This is a genomic window from Micromonospora sp. NPDC007230, assembly GCF_042869115.1.
In the GTDB taxonomy this organism is placed as follows: Bacteria; Actinomycetota; Actinomycetes; order Mycobacteriales; family Micromonosporaceae; genus Micromonospora.
Map to the genome: position 1 here is coordinate 308,411 of NZ_JBIAFE010000004.1, position 18,490 is coordinate 326,900.

At 73.7% G+C, this 18,490-nt stretch carries 17 protein-coding genes, 3 tRNA genes and 1 pseudogene; 13 read left to right on the forward strand and 8 right to left on the reverse strand.

Translation table 11 applies throughout. The annotated features are described in order from the left end of the window. Positions 1 to 33: 33 nt before the first annotated feature. Positions 34 to 1,560 (reverse strand): hypothetical protein, encoded by a 1,527-nt coding sequence (locus ACFYML_RS08580; protein ID WP_387419978.1) that lies wholly within the window; start codon positions 1,558 to 1,560, stop codon positions 34 to 36. A gap of 247 nt (positions 1,561 to 1,807) precedes the next feature. Here ACFYML_RS08580 and ACFYML_RS08585 point away from each other — a divergent pair, with 247 nt between their 5' ends. The 4 genes from ACFYML_RS08585 (at position 1,808) to ACFYML_RS08600 (ending at position 3,346) form a co-directional block, all read left to right on the forward strand. After that, on the forward strand, positions 1,808 to 2,611 hold the full coding sequence (locus ACFYML_RS08585) for a fumarylacetoacetate hydrolase family protein (RefSeq protein ID WP_387419979.1): 804 nt from the start codon (positions 1,808 to 1,810) through the stop codon (positions 2,609 to 2,611). A 106-nt stretch (positions 2,612 to 2,717) separates the two neighbouring features. After that, positions 2,718 to 2,789 (forward strand) — tRNA-Gln (locus tag ACFYML_RS08590). Between the two features lie 136 nt (positions 2,790 to 2,925). Beyond that, positions 2,926 to 2,998 (forward strand) — tRNA-Glu (locus tag ACFYML_RS08595). A gap of 272 nt (positions 2,999 to 3,270) precedes the next feature. After that, a tRNA-Glu gene (locus ACFYML_RS08600) sits at positions 3,271 to 3,346 on the forward strand. A 183-nt stretch (positions 3,347 to 3,529) separates the two neighbouring features. Here ACFYML_RS08600 and ACFYML_RS08605 read toward each other — a convergent pair. After that, entirely contained in the window at positions 3,530 to 4,216 is a 687-nt protein-coding gene (locus tag ACFYML_RS08605) for an IclR family transcriptional regulator (RefSeq protein WP_073832469.1), read from the reverse strand. Positions 4,217 to 4,265: 49 nt separating this feature from the next. On the opposite strand from ACFYML_RS08605, the gene leuC reads away from it, so the two are divergent. The 3 genes from leuC (at position 4,266) to ACFYML_RS08620 (ending at position 7,154) form a co-directional block, all read left to right on the forward strand. Further along, complete coding sequence (gene leuC / locus ACFYML_RS08610) at positions 4,266 to 5,708, forward strand: 3-isopropylmalate dehydratase large subunit (RefSeq protein WP_387419980.1); 1,443 nt, start codon at positions 4,266 to 4,268, stop codon at positions 5,706 to 5,708. A gap of 15 nt (positions 5,709 to 5,723) precedes the next feature. Beyond that, positions 5,724 to 6,311: a 3-isopropylmalate dehydratase small subunit gene (gene leuD, locus ACFYML_RS08615; RefSeq protein WP_387419981.1), complete on the forward strand. Its 588-nt coding sequence runs from the start codon at positions 5,724 to 5,726 to the stop codon at positions 6,309 to 6,311. 171 nt (positions 6,312 to 6,482) lie between these two features. Further along, positions 6,483 to 7,154 carry an HU family DNA-binding protein gene (locus ACFYML_RS08620; protein ID WP_387419982.1) on the forward strand — a complete coding sequence of 224 codons (672 nt, stop codon included), beginning with the start codon at positions 6,483 to 6,485 and terminating at the stop codon, positions 7,152 to 7,154. A 211-nt stretch (positions 7,155 to 7,365) separates the two neighbouring features. Here the strand turns inward: ACFYML_RS08620 and ACFYML_RS08625 are convergent, their stop codons facing one another. The 4 genes and pseudogenes from ACFYML_RS08625 to cofC all read right to left on the reverse strand — a co-directional run. Then, positions 7,366 to 8,247 carry an NUDIX domain-containing protein gene (locus ACFYML_RS08625; RefSeq protein WP_387419983.1) on the reverse strand — a complete coding sequence of 294 codons (882 nt, stop codon included), beginning with the start codon at positions 8,245 to 8,247 and terminating at the stop codon, positions 7,366 to 7,368. 40 nt (positions 8,248 to 8,287) lie between these two features. Beyond that, on the reverse strand, positions 8,288 to 10,582 hold the full coding sequence (locus ACFYML_RS08630) for an RNA degradosome polyphosphate kinase (RefSeq protein ID WP_387419984.1): 2,295 nt from the start codon (positions 10,580 to 10,582) through the stop codon (positions 8,288 to 8,290). Positions 10,583 to 10,636: 54 nt separating this feature from the next. Further along, entirely contained in the window at positions 10,637 to 10,834 is a 198-nt protein-coding gene (locus ACFYML_RS08635) for a cold-shock protein (RefSeq protein ID WP_241825032.1), read from the reverse strand. Between the two features lie 15 nt (positions 10,835 to 10,849). Beyond that, a pseudogene (cofC, locus tag ACFYML_RS08640) lies at positions 10,850 to 11,500 on the reverse strand (2-phospho-L-lactate guanylyltransferase); the annotation flags it as partial. A 110-nt stretch (positions 11,501 to 11,610) separates the two neighbouring features. Here cofC and ACFYML_RS08645 point away from each other — a divergent pair. From ACFYML_RS08645 to ACFYML_RS08665, 5 genes are all read left to right on the forward strand, one after another. Further along, complete coding sequence (locus ACFYML_RS08645; protein WP_387419985.1) at positions 11,611 to 12,336, forward strand: lysophospholipid acyltransferase family protein; 726 nt, start codon at positions 11,611 to 11,613, stop codon at positions 12,334 to 12,336. Positions 12,337 to 12,492: 156 nt separating this feature from the next. After that, positions 12,493 to 13,500 (forward strand): NAD(P)H-dependent glycerol-3-phosphate dehydrogenase, encoded by a 1,008-nt coding sequence (locus ACFYML_RS08650; protein WP_357433788.1) that lies wholly within the window; start codon positions 12,493 to 12,495, stop codon positions 13,498 to 13,500. Between the two features lie 75 nt (positions 13,501 to 13,575). Beyond that, the gene (locus ACFYML_RS08655) at positions 13,576 to 14,691 is read left to right on the forward strand and encodes a cystathionine gamma-lyase (RefSeq protein ID WP_387419986.1); all 1,116 of its coding nucleotides are present in this window, start codon (positions 13,576 to 13,578) and stop codon (positions 14,689 to 14,691) included. A 281-nt stretch (positions 14,692 to 14,972) separates the two neighbouring features. Further along, complete coding sequence (locus ACFYML_RS08660; protein ID WP_387419987.1) at positions 14,973 to 15,758, forward strand: putative protein N(5)-glutamine methyltransferase; 786 nt, start codon at positions 14,973 to 14,975, stop codon at positions 15,756 to 15,758. A gap of 86 nt (positions 15,759 to 15,844) precedes the next feature. Continuing rightward, on the forward strand, positions 15,845 to 16,897 hold the full coding sequence (locus tag ACFYML_RS08665; protein WP_387419988.1) for an ROK family protein: 1,053 nt from the start codon (positions 15,845 to 15,847) through the stop codon (positions 16,895 to 16,897). 27 nt (positions 16,898 to 16,924) lie between these two features. On the opposite strand, the gene ACFYML_RS08670 is transcribed toward ACFYML_RS08665, so the two are convergent. After that, positions 16,925 to 17,125, reverse strand: coding sequence for a DUF397 domain-containing protein (locus ACFYML_RS08670; RefSeq protein WP_357433780.1), 201 nt, complete (start codon positions 17,123 to 17,125; stop codon positions 16,925 to 16,927). Positions 17,126 to 17,131: 6 nt separating this feature from the next. Next, on the reverse strand, positions 17,132 to 17,977 hold the full coding sequence (locus ACFYML_RS08675) for a helix-turn-helix transcriptional regulator (protein ID WP_073832481.1): 846 nt from the start codon (positions 17,975 to 17,977) through the stop codon (positions 17,132 to 17,134). Positions 17,978 to 18,252: 275 nt separating this feature from the next. Here ACFYML_RS08675 and ACFYML_RS08680 point away from each other — a divergent pair, with 275 nt between their 5' ends. Then, on the forward strand, positions 18,253 to 18,480 hold the full coding sequence (locus ACFYML_RS08680; protein WP_387419990.1) for a hypothetical protein: 228 nt from the start codon (positions 18,253 to 18,255) through the stop codon (positions 18,478 to 18,480). Positions 18,481 to 18,490 lie beyond the last annotated feature (10 nt).

The window sequence follows — 18,490 nt, forward strand, 5'->3', positions numbered from 1 at the left end:
CACCCCAGGGTACGACCGCCGCCCGACCCCGGGTCAGGGCACGTCCACCCGCACCCCGGCGGAGAAGACCCCGCTGCGCAGCTCCAACTGCCTCGGCGGGTCGGTGCCGTGCACGGTGAAGACCAGCGGCAGGAGCACCCGGCTGCCTGCGGCGACCGGCTGGGCGAAGACGTCCCGCCCGAGGTTGGCCACCCGGGTGGCGTCCTCGTCGGCGGCGACCCAGTTGCCGCCCGGCAGGTACGCCCGTTGCAACTGGCCGTGCCAGGTCTGCTCGCCCTGCGTGAGGTTGCGCACCCCGACCGTGGCCAGGCACTGCCGGCCGCCCGCCTGGGCGCTGGGCAGGCCCTGCGTGCCGCAGGCCACCCGGTAGACGGTGAACTCGAACGCCGCCTCCCGCAGCGGGACGCCGAGCGCCCCGGTGACGCTCCGGCCGATCCACGCGCCGCTGGTCGGCTGCTTGTTGGTGTCGATCGCGGAGACCCGCTGGGTGGCCGTCCAAGCACCCACCCCGACCAGGCCGGCCAGCACCGCCGCCGCGACCCCGACCAGCAGCCAGACCGGCGGCTTGCGGCGCTGCCCGGGCAGCGGTGGCATGGCCGGGCGCGGGTAGACCGTCCCGCGGTCCGCCGGGCTGCCCGCTCCGGGGTGCACCGGACCGTCCGTCCCACGGGTTGCCGAGGCGCCCGCCGCCGGGCCGCTCGCTCCGGGGCTTGCCGGGCCGCCCCCGGCGCGGCTTGCCGGGCCCGCGCCAGGGCTTGCCGGGCCGCCCGGGGCAGGGCTGGCCGGGCCGGCCGCCCCGCGGGCGAGGGCCGGATCGCCGGCGCCCGTCGCCACGCGGGAGCGCTGCCGGCGGCGTTGCCACCACCACAACAGCACGCCGACGGTGACGACCAGGACCGCGGCGAGCGCGCCCAGCAGCACCGGCGGTCGCCGCCACACCGGGGCCGCGGTCACCTTCGCCACGGGAACCCCCGATCCCGTCCAGGTCGCCGTGGCGCAGTCGTACGGCCGGGTCCCGTCGGTCCCGTACGCGCAGGCCGGTGCGGTCACCGACCGCCCCTGGGCGGTCGTGCTGAGTGCGGTGTGCAACGTGGTGGTGCTCCGCGCCGGCAACCGCAGCCGCCAGGTGACCTCGTTCACGCCGGACGACCCGATCGCGCGGGTGGCCCGACCGCCGGCGGTCACCGTGGTCGCCTGCGACCCGGCCGGCAGCTCCTGCCGTACGGTCGTGTCGACTGGCGTGTTTCCGGCGTTGCGTACCTCGATCTGGTAGCCGGGCGCCGGGGTGTTGGCCGCGGTCATCGCCACGGTGACCGGCGGCTTGGACATCTGGATCGGGGCCGGACTCGCCGGCGGCACTGCGGGCGGCGCCGCGGGCATCCCGGTCGGGATCGGCGTGGCGCGCTCCGCCGGGGCGGGTGCCGCCGCGGCCGGTCCCGGCTGGGCGGGTGCTGCCGCCGCCCGGGGTGCCGTGCCGGGCAGTGCCGGTACGGCGGCGAGCACGCCGAGGCAGTTCACGATCACTGCCAGGGTCCTGTGGTGCCGTCTCGATGCAGGCATACGAACGCACCTCCGGACCCGAAGCTATGGGCCCGGCCCCGCCGGGCGGGTACGAAGTCGGCATTTTCGCTCCGGCCCGCCGCTGGCCACGTAGGCTGGCTCGCCCGGTTCGGCGACGTTCCGGCGCCCGGCGGGCTTACGCGCCCGCCTGGTCTGGTGGCTCGTGGCGGCCGGTGTCCGGCGGAGCCGCGCGGCGGGCCGGCCGCGCCCGACGTGGGCAGGCCGGTGGCGGGGATAGATTGGCCGGGTGCGTATCGCTCGTTTTGCTCATGCCAAGGGAATGTCGTTCGGGGTCGTCGAGGGCGAGCCGGAGGCCGGGCCGCAGGGCCTGACCATCGCCGAGATCGACGGGCACCCCTTCGGGCAGATCCAGTTCTCCGGCGCCCGGTGGGCGCTCTCCGACGTGCGGCTGCTCTCGCCGATCCTGCCGAGCAAGGTGGTGTGCGTCGGCCGCAACTACGCCGAGCACGCCGCCGAGCACGGCAGCGACGTGCCCAAGGAGCCGCTGCTGTTTTTGAAGCCGTCCACCTCGGTGATCGGCCCGCGGGACGCGATCCGCCTGCCGATCTTCTCCAAGCAGGTCGAGCACGAGGCGGAGTTGGCCGTGGTGATCGGCGCCCCGGGGGCGCGCCGGGCCGACCGGGCCGCCGCCGAGCGGGCCATCTTCGGCTACACCTGCGCCAACGACGTCACCGCCCGGGACCTCCAGCGCTCCGACGGGCAGTGGACCCGGGCCAAGGGCTTCGACTCGTTCTGCCCCCTCGGCCCGTGGATCACGACCGGGCTGGACGTCTCCGACCTGGAGATCCGCTGTGAGGTGGGTCGCGATCCCGAGGAGATGGAGGTGCGTCAGCTCGGCCGGACCAAGGACACGGTCTTCGACGTGCCGGCCCTGGTGTCGTACATCTCCCACGTGATGACGTTGCTCCCGGGTGACGTGGTGCTGACGGGCACCCCGGCGGGGGTTAGCCCGCTCACCGACGGGGATACGGTCACGGTGCGGATCGAGGGGATCGGCGAGCTCACCAACCCGGTGGTGCCGGTCGCCTGACGCGTCCGACGTCTCGTTTCCGCAGGTCAGGTGCGGTTCGAGGGGTTGGATTTGGCCTGCCGGCACCGGGAGGGTAAAGTTCATTCCCGGCGCCGCAAGGGGCCAATGGGGTATGGGGTAATTGGCAGCCCGACTGATTCTGGTTCAGTTAGTCTAGGTTCGAGTCCTGGTACCCCAGCGCAGCCGCGGGTTCGTGAGAATCCTCGGACGCTGGATTCTGGCGGAGTTTGCTCCGCTCCTCGCTGTAGGGGCGGCAGGTGATCTCTGATAGAGTGCAGCTTCCTCACCGAGCGGGTGAGGAAGCAGATAGTTCTGGCCCCGTCGTCTAGCGGCCCAGGACGCCGCCCTCTCAAGGCGGTAGCGCCGGTTCGAATCCGGTCGGGGCTACGTCGTCGACAGCCCGTCCCACCTCGTGGGGCGGGCTGTTTCGTGTCCGGCGGTGTCGCCGCTCGTGTGCGGCCGACCTTGGCCCTCGCGCCGGGCGGGCTGTCGTTCGCGCCGGGGCGGGGCGTTGTCGCCGGCCCCAGGTTGCCTGCCGGACTCGGGGCGGCGGGAGGATTCGGCCATCCCCGCAGCCGACCCCGTCGCCGTGCCCGCCGGGCGTGCCGCTAGACTAACCCCGCACCGCTCGTCAGGGTGGTGAAGCAGGAAGAGTGCCTGGCCCCGTCGTCTAGCGGCCCAGGACGCCGCCCTCTCAAGGCGGTAGCGCCGGTTCGAATCCGGTCGGGGCTACCACGATCGACGGCCCGTCCCACCTGGTGGGCGGGCCGTTCGCCATTCCCGCCCACCCTGCACGCTCCCCCGCCCACCCCTGGTGATCAAGAGGTTTACGTCACCGACGCCCCGATCGGCGACGCAAACTTCTTGATCAACATGGCGATTGGGGGAGGGGGAGGGAGGGCAGGGCGGGGGAGGGGGTTAGAGGCCGGAGAGGCGTTGGCCGGCGCGGACCACGGCCATGGCGTGGCGTTCGCCGGGGCGGCGGCCGAGGCGCTCGATCGGGCCGGAGATGCTGATCGCGGCGATCACCCGGCCGGTGCGGTCGCGGATGGGGGCCGAGACGCTCGCCACACCCGCCTCCCGCTCGCCGACGCTCTGCGCCCAGCCGCGGCGGCGTACCTCGGCCAGGGTGCGGCCGGTGAACTTGGACCGGGGTAGCAGCGGCATGACCGCCTCGGGCGGCTCCCAGGCGAGCAGGATCTGCGCCGCGGAACCGGCCGTCATGGGCAGCACCGAGCCGACCGGCACGGTGTCCCGCAGGCCGCTGGCCCGCTCGGCGGCGGCCACGCAGATGCGCTCGTCGGCGCGGCGCAGGTAGAGCTGGGCGCTCTCGCCGGTGGCGTCGCGCAGCGCGGCGAGCAGCGGCTCGGCCGCGGTGAGCAGAACGTCCGGCGCGGCGTTCGCCAACTCGCCGAGCCGGGGGCCCGGGCGCCAGCGCCCCTGGGTGTCCCGGACCAGCATCCGATGGATCTCCAGCGCCTGCGCCAGCCGGTGCGCGGTGGCCCGGGGCAGCTTGGTGCGTTCAACGAGTTCGGCCAGGCTGGCGCCGTCGACACAGGCGGCCAGGATGACCACCGCCTTGTCGAGAACGCCGACACCGCTCATACTGTGTCCCACAAGCCGAAACATACCTCCCAGAATTTAGGATGTCCAGATGGTGGGAGTCACTCAACCGAGGACCCTGGCCGAGAAGGTCTGGGACGCGCACGTCGTCCGATCCGCCGACGGCGAGCCGCATCTGCTCTTCATCGACCTGCACCTGCTCCACGAGGTCACCAGCCCCCAGGCGTTCGACGGGCTGCGCCTGGCCGGTCGCCGGGTCCGCCGTACCGACCTGACGATCGCGACCGAGGACCACAACACCCCGACCGGGTACGACGACCCGGCGTTCCGGTCCCGGCGCGGCGACCTGCTCACGATCGCGGACCCCACCTCCCGCACCCAGATCGAGACGCTGCGCCGCAACTGCGCCGAGTTCGGCGTACGGCTGCACCCGCTGGGCGACGAGAACCAGGGCATCGTGCACGTCATCGGCCCGCAGCTGGGTCTCACCCAGCCCGGCATGACGATCGTCTGTGGCGATTCGCACACCGCCACCCACGGCGCCTTCGGCGCGCTCGCGTTCGGCATCGGCACCAGCGAGGTGGAGCACGTGCTGGCCACCCAGACGCTGCCGCAGGCCCGCCCGAAGACCATGGCGGTGAACGTCACCGGCCAGCTCGCCCCCGGCGTCACCGCCAAGGACCTGGTGCTGGCGCTGATCGCCCAGGTGGGCACCGGCGGTGGGCGCGGCCACATCGTCGAGTACCGGGGCGAGGCGATCCGCGACCTCTCCATGGAGGGGCGGATGACCATCGCCAACATGTCCATCGAGTGGGGCGCCAAGGCCGGCATGATCGCGCCGGACGAGACGACCTTCGCGTACCTGAAGGGGCGGCCGAACGCGCCGCAGGGGGCCGACTGGGACGCCGCGGTGGCGTACTGGAAGACGCTCCCCACCGACGACGGGGCGACCTTCGACGCGGAGGTGACCCTGGACGCCAGCCGGATCACGCCGTTCGTCACCTGGGGCACCAACCCGGGTCAGGGTGCCCCGCTCGGCACCGCCGTGCCGGACCCGGAGGAGTTCGTCACCGAGCCGGAGCGGGCCGCCGCCCGCCGGGCCCTGGAATACATGGACCTCAAGCCCGGCACCCCGCTGCGCGACCTGGCCGTCGACGTGGTCTTCGTCGGTTCCTGCACCAACGGCCGGCTGGAGGACCTCCGGGCCGCCGCCGACGTGCTGCGCGGACACCAGGTGGCCGACGGCGTACGCATGCTGGTGGTCCCCGGCTCCGCTGCCGTGCGCGAAGCGGCCGAGGCGGAGGGGCTGGACAAGGTCTTCACCGACGCCGGCGCCGAGTGGCGCTTCGCCGGCTGTTCCATGTGCCTCGGGATGAACCCGGACACCCTGTCGCCGGGCCAGCGCTCGGCCTCGACCTCCAACCGCAACTTCGAGGGCCGCCAGGGCCGGGGCGGGCGTACCCACCTGGTGTCCCCGCCGGTCGCCGCCGCCACCGCCGTGGTCGGCCGCCTGGCCGCCCCCGCCGACCTGTAGAAGGGCAGCCGAGAGATGGACAAGTTCACCACCCACACCGGCACCGCGGTGCCGCTGCGCCGGTCCAACGTGGACACCGATCAGATCATCCCCGCCGTGTACCTCAAGCGGGTGACCCGGACCGGTTTCGCGGACGGGCTCTTCAGTGCGTGGCGGGAGGATCCGTCATTCGTCCTCAACGATCCCTCCTATTCAGGAGCGTCGATTCTGGTCGCCGGCCCCGAGTTCGGTACGGGCTCCTCACGGGAGCACGCCGTCTGGGCCCTGCGGGACTGGGGCTTCCGCGCTGTGATCTCTCCTCGCTTCGGCGACATCTTCCGTGGCAACGCGCTGAAGGAAGGCCTCCTTCCGGTCGAGCTGGAATTGAAAGCCGTGGCGGAACTCTGGGATCTCGTGGAATCGGACCCCACCACCCCGGTCACGGTCGACCTCGCCGCCCGCCAGGTCCGCGCCGGGGACGCCACCTGGGCCTTCCCGCTGGACGACCACAGCCGCTGGCGGCTGATGGAGGGCTTGGATGACATTGGACTCACCCTCCGGCACGAGGCCGAGATCGGCGCGTACGAGGCGTCCCGACCGTCGTTCCTGCCCTCGCTGGCGTAGCCGTACGCCCGAGCGCACATCGGTTTTCGCCCCCACCGGTTCGCCGGTGGGGGCGAATCCGTTACGACACAAGGCCTTTTTTCCACCGAATGTTTGTGTCCCGGCAGCACAGGGCATACCGTGCGCGCAGAATGGCTCGCGTCGAGTCAGTTGCACAATCGGGAGGAAGTCGTGAACAAGGCCGAGCTCATCGAGGCGCTCGCCGTTCGCCTGGGGGACCGGAAGACGGCGACGGCCGCGCTCGACGCGGTCCTCGCTGAGGTCCAGGCGGCGGTCACCAAGGGCGAGAAGGTGGCGATCACCGGATTCGGAGCGTTCGAAAAGCGTGTCCGGGGCGCCCGAACAGCGCGCAACCCGCGGACCGGCGAGGCGGTGAAGGTCAAGAAGACCTCCGTCCCGACCTTCCGCCCGGGCGCTGGCTTCAAGGAGATGGTGGCCGGCGGCAAGGTGCCGAAGGCCACGGCCGCTGCCAAGAAGATTGCCGCCGCCGCAGCCAAGACCACCGGGGCCAAGGCGACCGCGGCGAAGAAGACCGCCGCGGCCGGTGCCGCCAAGAAGACCACGGCGGCGAAGGCGGCCAAGACGACCGCGGCGAAGAAGACCGCGCCGGCGAAGAAGGCCGCCGCAGCCAAGACGACCGCGGCGAAGAAGACCGCCGCGGCCAAGAAGACCACCGCCGCCAAGAAGACGACGGCGGCCAAGAAGACCACGGCGGCCAAGAAGACCACGGCGGCGAAGAAGACCACGGCGGCCAAGAAGACCACGGCCGCCAAGAAGACCACGGCCGCCAAGAAGGCACCCGCGAAGAAGGCGCCGGCCAAGAAGACCGCCACGCGGCGCTGACCGTCCGGCCCGTAAGGGCGCCCACCGCTCGCGGTGGGCGCCCTTTTCCGTGGGTACGCCCGCCGGGGACCGGCGGCGCGACCGGTCGCGGCCGACCGGCCGCGGCAGTCCTCGTGCCGAACTCGCCACCCACCGGCAACCGCGTGGGCCAGCACAGGTTTGCCGGTGGTGGGTCTCCACAACGGCGGCACCAGCCAGGCGGGCTGTTCCCCTACAGCCGGTCGGCGGCGAGCAGGCGGCTGCCGGTGAAGGCGAGCAGCCAGCCGCCGCCCTTCGGGGTGGTGAAGTCGCCGGCCTCGCCGGTCAGCCGCTCCAGCATGCCCGGGATCACCTTGCCCTGGCCGCACACCGCGACCGGGTCGCCGGCCTCGGCCAGCTCGGTCAGCCGGGCCGCGGCGGCCAACACGCACTCGTCCGGTTGCTGGCCGGGTTTCGGTTCGTCCAGGTCACCGGCCACCTCGATGGGCAGGTCGAGCCGGGCGGCCGCCGGGTCGAGGGTCTGCACGCAGCGCCGGGCCGAGGCGGCGAGCAGACGCACCGGGCGGACCAGGGCCACCAGTTCGGCCAGGGCCTGCGCCTGGGCCCAGCCCTCCGTGTCCAGCGGCCGGCCGGCGTCCGGGCCGGTCCAGGTGCCCCGCCTGCCGGCGTGCCCGTGCCGGACCAGCAGCACGGTGGCGGTCACCGGCGGCAGCGCCGCGAACGCGGCGATCACCTCGCCGTCGTGCGGGTAGCTGACCCGGCGTACCGCCTCGTCGACGGGGAGCCAGTGCACCTGGTCCACCTCGGTGTCCGGCTGGAAGCCGCCCGCAGCCACGGCCCGCATCGACCAGTAGTCGACCGCCTTCGGCCGGCCCTCGCTGCGGTAGCGGATCGTCGGCAGGCGGACCTGCGGCACGGCCCGGACGTCGGCCTCCTCGGCGACCTCGCGGACCGCCGCCCGCAGCGGGTGCTCGCCGGGATCCAGCTTGCCCTTGGGCAGCGACCAGTCGTCGTACCGGGGGCGGTGCACCAGGCAGACCTCGACGCCGGCCGCCGCCGGGCGCCAGACGACGCCGCCCGCCGCCCGGATCCGCACCGGCTCGTCGTCCGTCATCCGCTCACCGTATGCGCGATCCGTGCCCGCCGTGGGCCGCTCAGCCCGCCGTCCCGCCGACCCGGTGCAGCAACAGCTCCTGCAGGTGGGTCAGCGGCGCCTCCTCGGTGCCCGTACGCCGGGTCCAGCTGCCGTCCAAGGCCAGCTCGAAGGCGTCCACGTCCGGGCTGAACGCGGCGGTCAGCACCTGGTCGAGCTCGGCCCGGGCGACCGGGTCGCTCACCTGCACCAGCGCCTCCACCCGGCGGTCCAGGTTGCGGTGCATCAGGTCGGCCGAACCCATCCAGAACTCGGCGTCGCCGTTGTTGCCGAACCGGAAGATCCGCGAGTGCTCCAGGAACCGGCCCAGAATCGAGCGGACCCGGATGTTCTCCGACAGCCCCGGCACCCCCGGACGCAGCGTGCACATGCCCCGGATCAGCAGGTCGACGTGGACACCGGCCTGCGAGGCCCGGTAGAGCGCGTCCGTGATCTCCTCGTCCACCAGGGCGTTCACCTTGAACTGCACCAGTCCTGGCATGCCGAGCCGGACGTGGGCGACCTCCCGTTCGATCCGCTCGATCAGGCCGCTGCGGATGCCCTGCGGGGCCACCAGCAGCCGCCGGTACGCGGTCTGCCGGCTGTAGCCGGTCAGCACGTTGAACAGGTCGGTCAGGTCGGCGCCGATCTCCGGGTCGGCGGTGAGCATGCCGAAGTCCTCGTAGAGCCGGGCGGTCTTCGGGTGGTAGTTGCCGGTGCCGATGTGGCAGTAGCGGCGGATCTGGTTGCCCTCCTGGCGTACCACCAGGGCGGTCTTGCAGTGCGTCTTCAGGCCGACCAGGCCGTAGACGACGTGGCAGCCGGCGCGCTCCAGGGTGCGCGCCCACCCGATGTTCGCCACCTCGTCGAAGCGCGCCTTCAGCTCGACCAGCACCACCACCTGCTTGCCGGCGGCCGCCGCGTCGACCAGCGCGTCGACGATCGGGGAGTCGCCGCTGGTGCGGTAGAGGGTCTGCTTGATGGCCAGCACGTTCGGGTCGGCGGCGGCCTGCTCGATGAAGCGCTGCACGCTGGTGGCGAACGAGTGGTACGGGTGGTGCACCAGCACGTCGCCGTCGCGCAGGGTGGCGAAGACGCTGCGGGGCACCTCGCCCTCGGTGAGCCGGGGGTGGGTGGCCGGCACGAACGGCGGATCCTTGAGGTCGGGGCGGTCGGCCTCGCCGTACACCTGCCAGAGCGCGGAGAGGTCGAGCAGGCCGCGGACCCGGAGCACGTCGTGGCTGTCCATGTCCAGCTCGCGGACGAGCAGCTCCAGCATGTGGTCGGAGATGGACGCGGCCACCTCCAGCCGTACCGGGGGACCGAACCGGCGCCGGGCCAGTTCTCGTTCCAGGGCCTGGAGCAGGTCCTCGTCGCGGTCCTCGTCCACCTCGACCTCGGCGTTACGGGTGACCCGGAACAGGTGGCACTCGACCACCTGCATGCCGGAGAAGAGCTGCCCGAGATGCACCGAGATGAGGTCTTCCAGCGGCAGGAACCGGACGCCTGGCTGGTCGCGGGCCACCCGGACGAACCGGGGTACGTTGTTCGGCACCTTGACCCGGGCGAACAGCTCCGATCCGCCGTCCGGGTCGCGGACCGACACGGCCAGGTTCAACGACCGCCCGGAGATGTACGGGAAGGGGTGCGCCGGGTCCACCGCGAGCGGGGTGAGCACCGGGAAGATGTGCTCCCGGAACCAGGTGCGCAGCCGTTCCCGCTCCGGGTCGTCCAGGTCGCTCCAGCGCAGGATCCGGATGTCCTCCTCGGCCAGCTTCGGCAGCAGTTCGTCGACGAAGCAGGTGGCGTGCCGGGCGACCAGGTCCGCGGTCTTCTCCGCGACCAGCTCCAACTGGGTACGCAGCGGCAGCCGGTCACCCCCGCGTACCGGCAGGCCGGCGGAGAGGCGCCGCTTCAGCCCGGCCACCCGCACCATGTAGAACTCGTCCAGGTTGCTGGCGAAGATGGCCAGGAACTTCGCCCGCTCCAGTAGCGGGGTGCGCGGATCCTCGGCGAGCGCCAGCACCCGGGCGTTGAAGTCGAGCCAGGAGAGCTCCCGGTTGAGGAAACGATCCTCGGGCAGCGGCTGCGCCGCCGGCGGTGCGGCGTCCGGCACCGGACCCGGCCCCTCGACCGGGTCGAGGGACTCCTCCAGCCCCGCCGAGTCGGGCGCCGACGCCTCAACGGGCAGGTCCTCCTCCGGCGCGCGGACGCGGCGGAAGCGGCCGTCGGTGCCGCGGGCCGGGGCGCCGTTGCGGGACGCGGTCGGGTGCAGGAAGTGCGGCGGACTCTCGGGCTGCTCGCGAGGGGTGCTCACCCCCTCATGATTCCCCGATTCCGGTGAACGGAAAATGAACTCGGGGCAGGTTGCTCAGGCCATCGTCGGCAACGTCACCCGGACGACCGCACCGGCCGCGTCCCGCTCGATCCGGACCCGCTGCCCGAGCCGGAGCAGCCGCAGCCCGGAGGCGTCGAAGGCCCGGGCCGGGAAGGCCAGCTCGGTGCCGTCGTCGAGGAGCAGCACGCCGCTGCGGGTCGCCGCGTCGTAGGTGGCCACCGTGCCCTGCATGCCAGCACCGTACCCGACGGGTCGGCCGGGGGTGGCGGCCGAGCGGGCGTCCAGCAGCGCGGCGGTGCGCGGGCCCACGCCCAGCCGGGCGGCGGCGGCCAGGTCCGCCGGGATGTCCACGTCGCGGCGCAACGTGGGCCAGGCACCGCGCAGCGGGCGCGCCCCGCTGGCCGTGTGCGCCGCGGCCGAGCCCGGGCCGAACCGGGGATCCAGGGGTACGCCGGGCGGCGCGGCGAGCAGCACGGTGCCGGTGCCCGGGGCGTCGGCCGCGAACCCGCGTACCCCCGGCGGGCCGGTGCGGACGGCCCGCAGCGCCGCGGCCAGCTCGGCCGGGCGCAGCGCCGGCAGGTCGGCGGTGAGTCCGGCCACCGCGGCGCGCGGGCCGGCGGCTGCCGCGCCGTGCCGGAAGGCGGCGTTCAGCCCGGCTGCGGGGTCCGTCACCACCCGGGCGCCGGCCGCCGCCACCTCCGCCGCCACCCGCGAGTCGTCCGTCACCACCAGCACCTCGGCGACCGCCGGGCAGGCCCGCACCGCGCGGACCGTGTCGGCCGCCAGCGCCAGCGCCAGCTCCTCGTGTGGTACGCCGGACAGCGCGCCCCGCAGGCGGCTCTTCGCCGCCTCGAGGCGCTTCACCGGCACCACCACGGTCCAGCTCGGCTCGGGCACGTGACCATCCTGCCAGTGGGGACGGCGGTACCCTCTCTGGCCGGACCCAGGGCGAGCAGGCATGATTTCGTCGCGGGGCGTGGGTGCGTGGGGCGCGAGGAGGAGACAGGGTGGCGCGGCGGAAGGTGGGATTCTGGCCACGGTTAGCCGTGGTGTTGGTCAAGCCGGTGTTGAACGTCTGGACGCGGCGCACCTGGCGGGGCATGGAGCACCTGCGCCGCGACGGCGGAATGATCATCGTGCCCAACCACATCTCGCACGCCGACCCGCTGGTCTCCGCGCACTTCATCTACGACTCCGGGCGCTGGCCGCAGTTTCTCGGCAAGGCCAGCGTGTTCCGGGTGCCGGTGATCGGCTGGATCCTGCACCGGTGCCGGCAGATCCCGGTGGAGCGCGGCTCGGTCGAGGCGGCCAGGTCGCTGGACAAGCTGGTCGCGGCGGTACGCGAGGGCGGCGCCGTGGTGATCTATCCGGAGGGGACCACCACCCGCGAACCGGACCTGTGGCCGATGAAGGGCAAGACCGGGGCGGCCCGGCTGGCGCTGGCCACCGGCGCGCCGGTGATCCCGGTCGCCATGTGGGGGCCGGAGTGGATGTTCGACCCGCGGACGGCCCGGTTGCGGCTGCGCCCGCGGACCCCGGTGACCGTGGTCGCCGGGCCCCCGATCGACCTGAGCCGCTGGGCGGGCGCCACGCCGACCCGGGCGGTCCTGGAGGAGATGACCGACACGATCATGCTGCGGATCCGTGACCTGGTCGCCGAGATTCGCGGCGGCACCCCACCACCGCTCTGGGAGCGCCCCGCCCGCACCCGTTCCCGCGAGGTGAGTGAATGAGTGAGCGCAGCGAGCGAATCGGCTGGCTCAGCGCGGTGGTGCCTCATGGCGTCGTCGACCGTGGGGAGGCGACGGCATGAGCGAGCGCAGCGAGCGAATCGGCTGGCTCAGCGCGGTGGTGCCTCATGGCGTCGCCGACCGTGGGGAGGCGACGGCATGAGCGGGCATGTGGCCGTGCTGGGGGCGGGGTCGTGGGGGACCGCGTTCGCCAAGATCCTCGCCGACGCCGGGCGGGACGTGACGATCCTGGCCCGGCGGCGGTCGGTGGCCGACGCGATCCGCACCGAGCACCGCAATCCGGACTACCTGCCGGACCTCCGGCTGCCCGACCGGGTCACCGCGACCGGCGACGCCGAGGAGGCGATCGCCGGGGCGGAGGTGGTGGTGCTCTCCGTGCCGTCGCAGACGCTGCGCGCCAACCTGGCCGAGTGGACCCCCCACCTGGATCCGGACGCCACGCTGGTCTCCCTGATGAAGGGCATCGAGCTGGGCACCACCAAGCGGATGAGCCAGGTGATCATGGAGACCGCCGGGGTGCCCGCCGATCGGGTGGTGGTCGTCTCCGGGCCCAACCTGGCCCCGGAGATCGCCGCCGAGCAGCCCGCCGCGACCGTGGTCGCCAGCACCGACAGCCGGCGGGCCGCCCTCGTCCAGTCGTCGATCCGGACGTCGTACTTCCGCCCGTACACCAACGACGACGTGATCGGCTGCGAGCTGGGCGGAGCCGTGAAGAACGTGATCGCCCTGTCGTACGGGATCGCCACCGCGATGGGCTTCGGCGACAACACCCGGGCCATGCTGATGACCCGCGGGCTGGCCGAGACTGCCCGGCTGGGCGTGGCGCTCGGCGCCGACCCGATCACCTTCGCCGGCCTGGCCGGCATGGGTGACCTGGTGGCCTCCTGCTCCTCGCCGCTGGCCCGCAACCGCACCTTCGGCGAGCACCTGGGCCGGGGGGAGACCCTGGAGCAGGCCCAGGCGGCCACCCGGCAGACCGCCGAGGGGGTGAAGAGCTGCCTGGCCATCCGGGACCTGGCCCGGGCGCACGGGGTGGAGATGCCGATCACCGAGCAGATCGAGCGGATCTGCCACGAGGGGATGGATCCGCGGCTCGCCGTGGACGCGCTGATGAGCCGGACCGCGAAGCCCGAGTCGTACGAGTGAGGCGGCCATGAGCGAGCGGATCATCGGGCACCGTGCGGTCGAGCCTCATGCCGTCGCCGAGAGCGAGGCGGCTGCATGAGCGACTGGGGTGACGGCACCCGCAGCGTGCACGCCGGGCTGCCGGCCCCGGCGCCCGGTGCACCGTTTCTGCCGGGGCCGGTCTTCGCCGCGCCGTACCACCTGGACCCGTGGGAGGGGCCGGCGGCGGCGCCCAACGGGTACGGCCGGCCGGACAACCCCACCCGGCGGTTGCTGGAGGCGGCCATCGGGGAGCTGGAGGGCGGGGACTGCCGGGTCTTCGCCAGCGGCCAGGCGGCCATCACCGGGCTGCTGCTGGCGCTGCTGCGCCCCGGGGACACCGTGCTGCTCCCCGCCGACGGCTACTTCCCGGTCCGCGCGTTCGCCACCGCCACCCTCGAGGGCATCGGGGTGCGGGTCCACTTCGTGCCGACGGCCGGGCCGTACCCCTCGTTCGAGGGTGTCCGCCTGGTGCTGCTGGAGACCCCGGCGAACCCCGGCTTGGACGTGGCCGACGTGCCGGCCCTGGCCACCGCCGCGCATGCCGCCGGGGCGCTGCTCGCGGTGGACAACACCACCGCCACCCCGCTCGGGCAGCGCCCGCTGGACCTCGGAGCCGACGTGGTGGTCGCCTCCGGCACCAAGGCGCTCACCGGCCACTCCGACCTGCTGCTCGGCTACGTGGCGACCCGCTCCGCCGAGCTGCTCGACCCGGTGACGGCCTGGCGGACCACCACCGGCGGCATACCCGGCGCGTTCGACTGCTGGCTGGCGCACCGCTCGCTGGCGACCGTGGACCTGCGGCTGGCCCGGCAGACCGCCAACGCCGAGGCGCTCGCCCGGCTGCTCGCGGGCCGCGACGACGTCACCGGCCTGCGCTGGCCCGGGCGGCCGGAGGATCCGGCGTACCCGGTCGCCTCGGTCCAGATGCGACGGATGCCCGGCGTGCTCTCGTTCGACCTGGGCGACGCCGCCCGGGTGGCCCGGTTCCTGGACGCGTCCCGGCTGGTTGCCGCCGCCACCTCGTTCGGCGGGCTGCACACCACCGCCGACCGGCGGGCCCAGTGGGGCGACGACACCGCCCCCGGCTTCGTCCGGCTCTCCTGCGGGATCGAGGATCCGGCCGACCTGGTGGCCGACGTGACCGCCGCGCTGGACGCCAGCGCGGCCTGACCTCGGGACGGTTCGGTCGCCAGCGTGGCCTGAACCGGGGGACGGCCCGATCGTCGGCGCGGACTGACACCGGCGCGGGCTGACACCGCAGCGCGCCGGTGCCGGGGCGGCCGGCCGGTGCCAGCTCCGCTAAGGTGACGGACAGCCACGGCCCGTACGGGCCCCGACCGGAGGAGGTGAGCCCGATCCACCAGCGAAGGACCGGCGCTCCCCGCCGAGTCCGCGTCGTCCCTGGTTAGGCGACGCCGGGAGCGCCGACAAGCGTTCCCGAAAGGCATGCCATGGCACCGTTTCCTCCCGACCGTCCCGCCCTCGTCGCCCGGCTGCGTGCCGCCGGCTGCGTCTACGCCGAGGACGAGGCGGACCTGCTGATCGCCGCCGCCGACTCGGCCGCGGCCCTGACCGAGCTCGTCGACCGCCGGGTCGCCGGCCTGCCGCTGGAACACCTGCTCGGCTGGGCCGAGTTCTGCGGCCGGCGGATCGCCGTCGACCCGGGGGTCTTCGTGCCCCGGGGGCGGACCGCCCTGCTGGTCGCCGCGGCGGCAGCGGTGGCCGGTCCGGCACCGGCCGTGCTCGACCTCTGCTGCGGGTCCGGCACCGCCGCGCTGGTGCTGCACGGCCGGCTCGCGCCCCGCTGGCTGGCCGCCGCCGACCTCGACCCGGCCGCGGTGGCCTGCGCCCGGCGCAACCTCGCCCCGCTCGGCGTGCCCGTCTACCAGGGCGACCTGTTCGGGCCGATCCCGACCGAGTGGCGGGGCCGCCTGGATCTGGTGGTGGCGAACGCCCCCTACGTGCCGAGCGGCGCGCTGGCCCTGATGCCGGCTGAGGCGCGGCTCTACGAGGCACCGATGGCGCTGGACGGCGGCGAAGACGGGCTGGCCGTGCTGCGCCGGGTGGCGGCCGGCGCAGCCGAGTGGCTCGTCCCGGGCGGGCACCTGGCCGTGGAGTCCAGCGCCGGCCAGGCCGAGGCGCTCTGCGGGGTGCTGACCGACGCGGGTCTGGTGCCGACCGTGGTGCACGACGAGGAGTTGGACGCCACGGCCGTCACGGCCCGCCGGCCCGGCTGAGCGTCGCGCCGCCCGGCCCGTCCGGGGCATGGCGGGCCGCGCAACGGCGAACTAGCCTCGGGCCAGGCTCGGCGGGAGGGGTGGCCGTGGGCAGCACGGGTGTGCCGGTGGTGGTGGGTCTCGACAACGGCGGCACCAGCAACAACGCCACCGTGCTGACCGTCGACGGCCGGTTCCTCGTGGACGGGCTGGTGGAGATCCCGAGCGAGGTCCAGGCCGGGCCGGAGGCGGCGATCGAGGCGCTGGCCCGGGCGTTCGACGGCATCGTGGCGCGCACCGGGGTGCCCCGGGAACTGGTGCGTGCCGTCGGGCTGGACACCCCCGGCCCGGCGAGCGCCACCGGGGTCATCTCCTCGCGCGGCTCGACCAACTTCTCCCAGCCGGCCTGGCGGGGGTACGACGTGCGGGGCGCCTTGGAGCACCGGCTCGGCCTCCCGGTGGTCTACGCCAACGACGGCAACGCGGCGGCCCTGTACGCGCACCACGTCCACTTCGGCGTGGACGCGATGCGCCGTTCCTCGGTCGCCGCCATCGTCGGCACCGGGCTCGGCGGTGGGGTGGTGGAGGACGGCCGCGTGGTCGGCGGTGCGGCCGGCATGGCGGGGGAGTTCGGGCACGTGCACATCCCGCTCGACGGGCTGCTGGCGCCGGGCCAGGCGGTCCCCGTCTGCGCCTGCGGCTTCACTGGTGACGTGGAGAGCGTCGCCTCGCTCACCGCCATCGAGCGGAACCTGCTCCCGTACTGGCTGGGCCGGTTCCCGGGGCATCCGCTGGCGGCCGAGCCGCCGGGCCGGGCGGCGAAGCTGGTGCGCGGCTACGGCGAGCGGGGCGACCCGTTGGCTCGGGAGGTGTTCACCCAGCAGGCGATGGCGTTGGGCCGGTTGTTCACCATCGCGGCGAACTTCACCGACCCGCACGCGTACTTCGTCGGCGGTGGCGTGGTGGAGGCGGCGCCGGAGTTCCGCGACTGGTTCCTCGCCACCGTGCGGGAGTGCACGGTGCTCCGCGCCGAGCAGCGCGCGGTGGCCACCTTCGCGCTGGTGCCGGACCGGGACATGGCCGGCGCGCGGGGGGTGGCCATCGCGGCGCTGGAGGCGGTCCGGTCCGGCTCCGCCGCCGGCCCGCTGGTCGCCGGCTGACCCGCGGCCGGGCGGCCGGGCCAGGGATCAGCCGCGCGGTGGGGCGCCGGTGAACGCCGTCCAGGCGGCCGGGGAGAAGACCAGCACCGGGCCGGCCGGGTCCTTGGAGTCGCGGACCGCGACGGCCTCGGGCAGCGACGCCATCTCGACGCACGCGCCCTCGTCGCCGCTGTGGCTGCTCTTGCGCCAGCCGGTCGCTGCCGGGCGGGGGCTGTTCGTGCCGTTCATCCGGGTCTACCTCTCGTTCAACAGGCGGAGGAGCTGGTCCCGGCTGGCCGGCGGGCTCAGCGCCACGGTCCGCAGGTGCTCCATGATCTTGGTGCAGGTACGCAGGTCGCCCGGCCGGTCCAGGACCATCTGCCCGGCGACCGTCTCCACCGAGGCGATGATCGGGTCCTCGGGGTCGGCGAACTCCAGGATGTGCAGCGAGCCCCGGGTGCCCCGGTGGTAGCCCGCGGCGAGAGGGATCACCTGCACGGTGATGTTGGGCAGTTCGGCCATCTTCAGCAGGTGTCGTAGCTGTCCCTCCATCACGGACCGGTCGCCGACCGGGCGCAGCAGCGCGCCCTCGTCGATGATGGCGTCGAGGATCGGCGGATCGTCACTCGTGAGCCGCTGCTGCCGGTCGAGGCGCAGGTGGACGCGCTGCTCCACCTGCTCGTCGCTGAGTGTGTGCGGGCCGCCGCGCATCACGCCGCGGATGTAGTCGGCGGTCTGGAGCAGGCCGGGCACCACCGAGGGCTCGAAGTTGGCGATCCCGGTCGCCTCCGCCTCCAGCGCGATGAAGTCGATGGTCCGCCGGTCCAGCAGGTACGAGTAGGAGACCCACCAGCCGGGCTTGCGGGCGTCCTTGGCGAGCTGCACCGCCGCGGCGATCTCGTCGGGGCCGACCCGGTAGAGGGTGAGCAGCGCGCGCACGGTGGCCGGGCTGACCAGCGTCTGCGCGTTCTCGTACCGGGACAGGGTGCTCCGGGTGCTGTTGATCTCGTCGGCCGCGGCCTCGAGGGTCAGGCCGGCGGCCTCCCGGTGGGTACGCAGGGCGATGCCGAGCCGTCGGGCCCGGGCGGTCTTCGGCGCCATGCATCGATGGTCGCATATCAAGGGGAGGATGTGCATGAGAGAAGTTCGATGAGAGTTGCATTCACGCGTGTCCACCTGTCAATCTGTGTTCGCGTCCTCACCGCCGGTTGTCGTGGCGACGGTGGTGGTGAGTGACCGGAGGGGATGGGGCGCGCGGCGATCGGGTTTTCACTCCCCCCACGACCCGATCGCCGCGTGCCCCTACCGCCCAGGGCACGGGGAGGGGATCGCATGACGGTGACGGGCTGCCGCCCGCTGGGCGGGGGTGGACGGGGATGACCCGCTTCCTCGTGGTCCTCACCGACGTCCGCCCGATGGAAGGGTTGGGGCGCAACGAGCGGACGATCCCCGAGCGGCGCCGGCAGGTGGTCGGCGCGAACAGCCGGGAGGCGGCGGACCGGATCGCCGGCGCCTTCATGGCACTGGGCATGGTCCGGGCGGGGCGGCAACGGGTCAAGGTCATCGCGGTGGGGCGCCGCCCCCGAATCCCGGAGCAAGACTGAACCCCCGGCC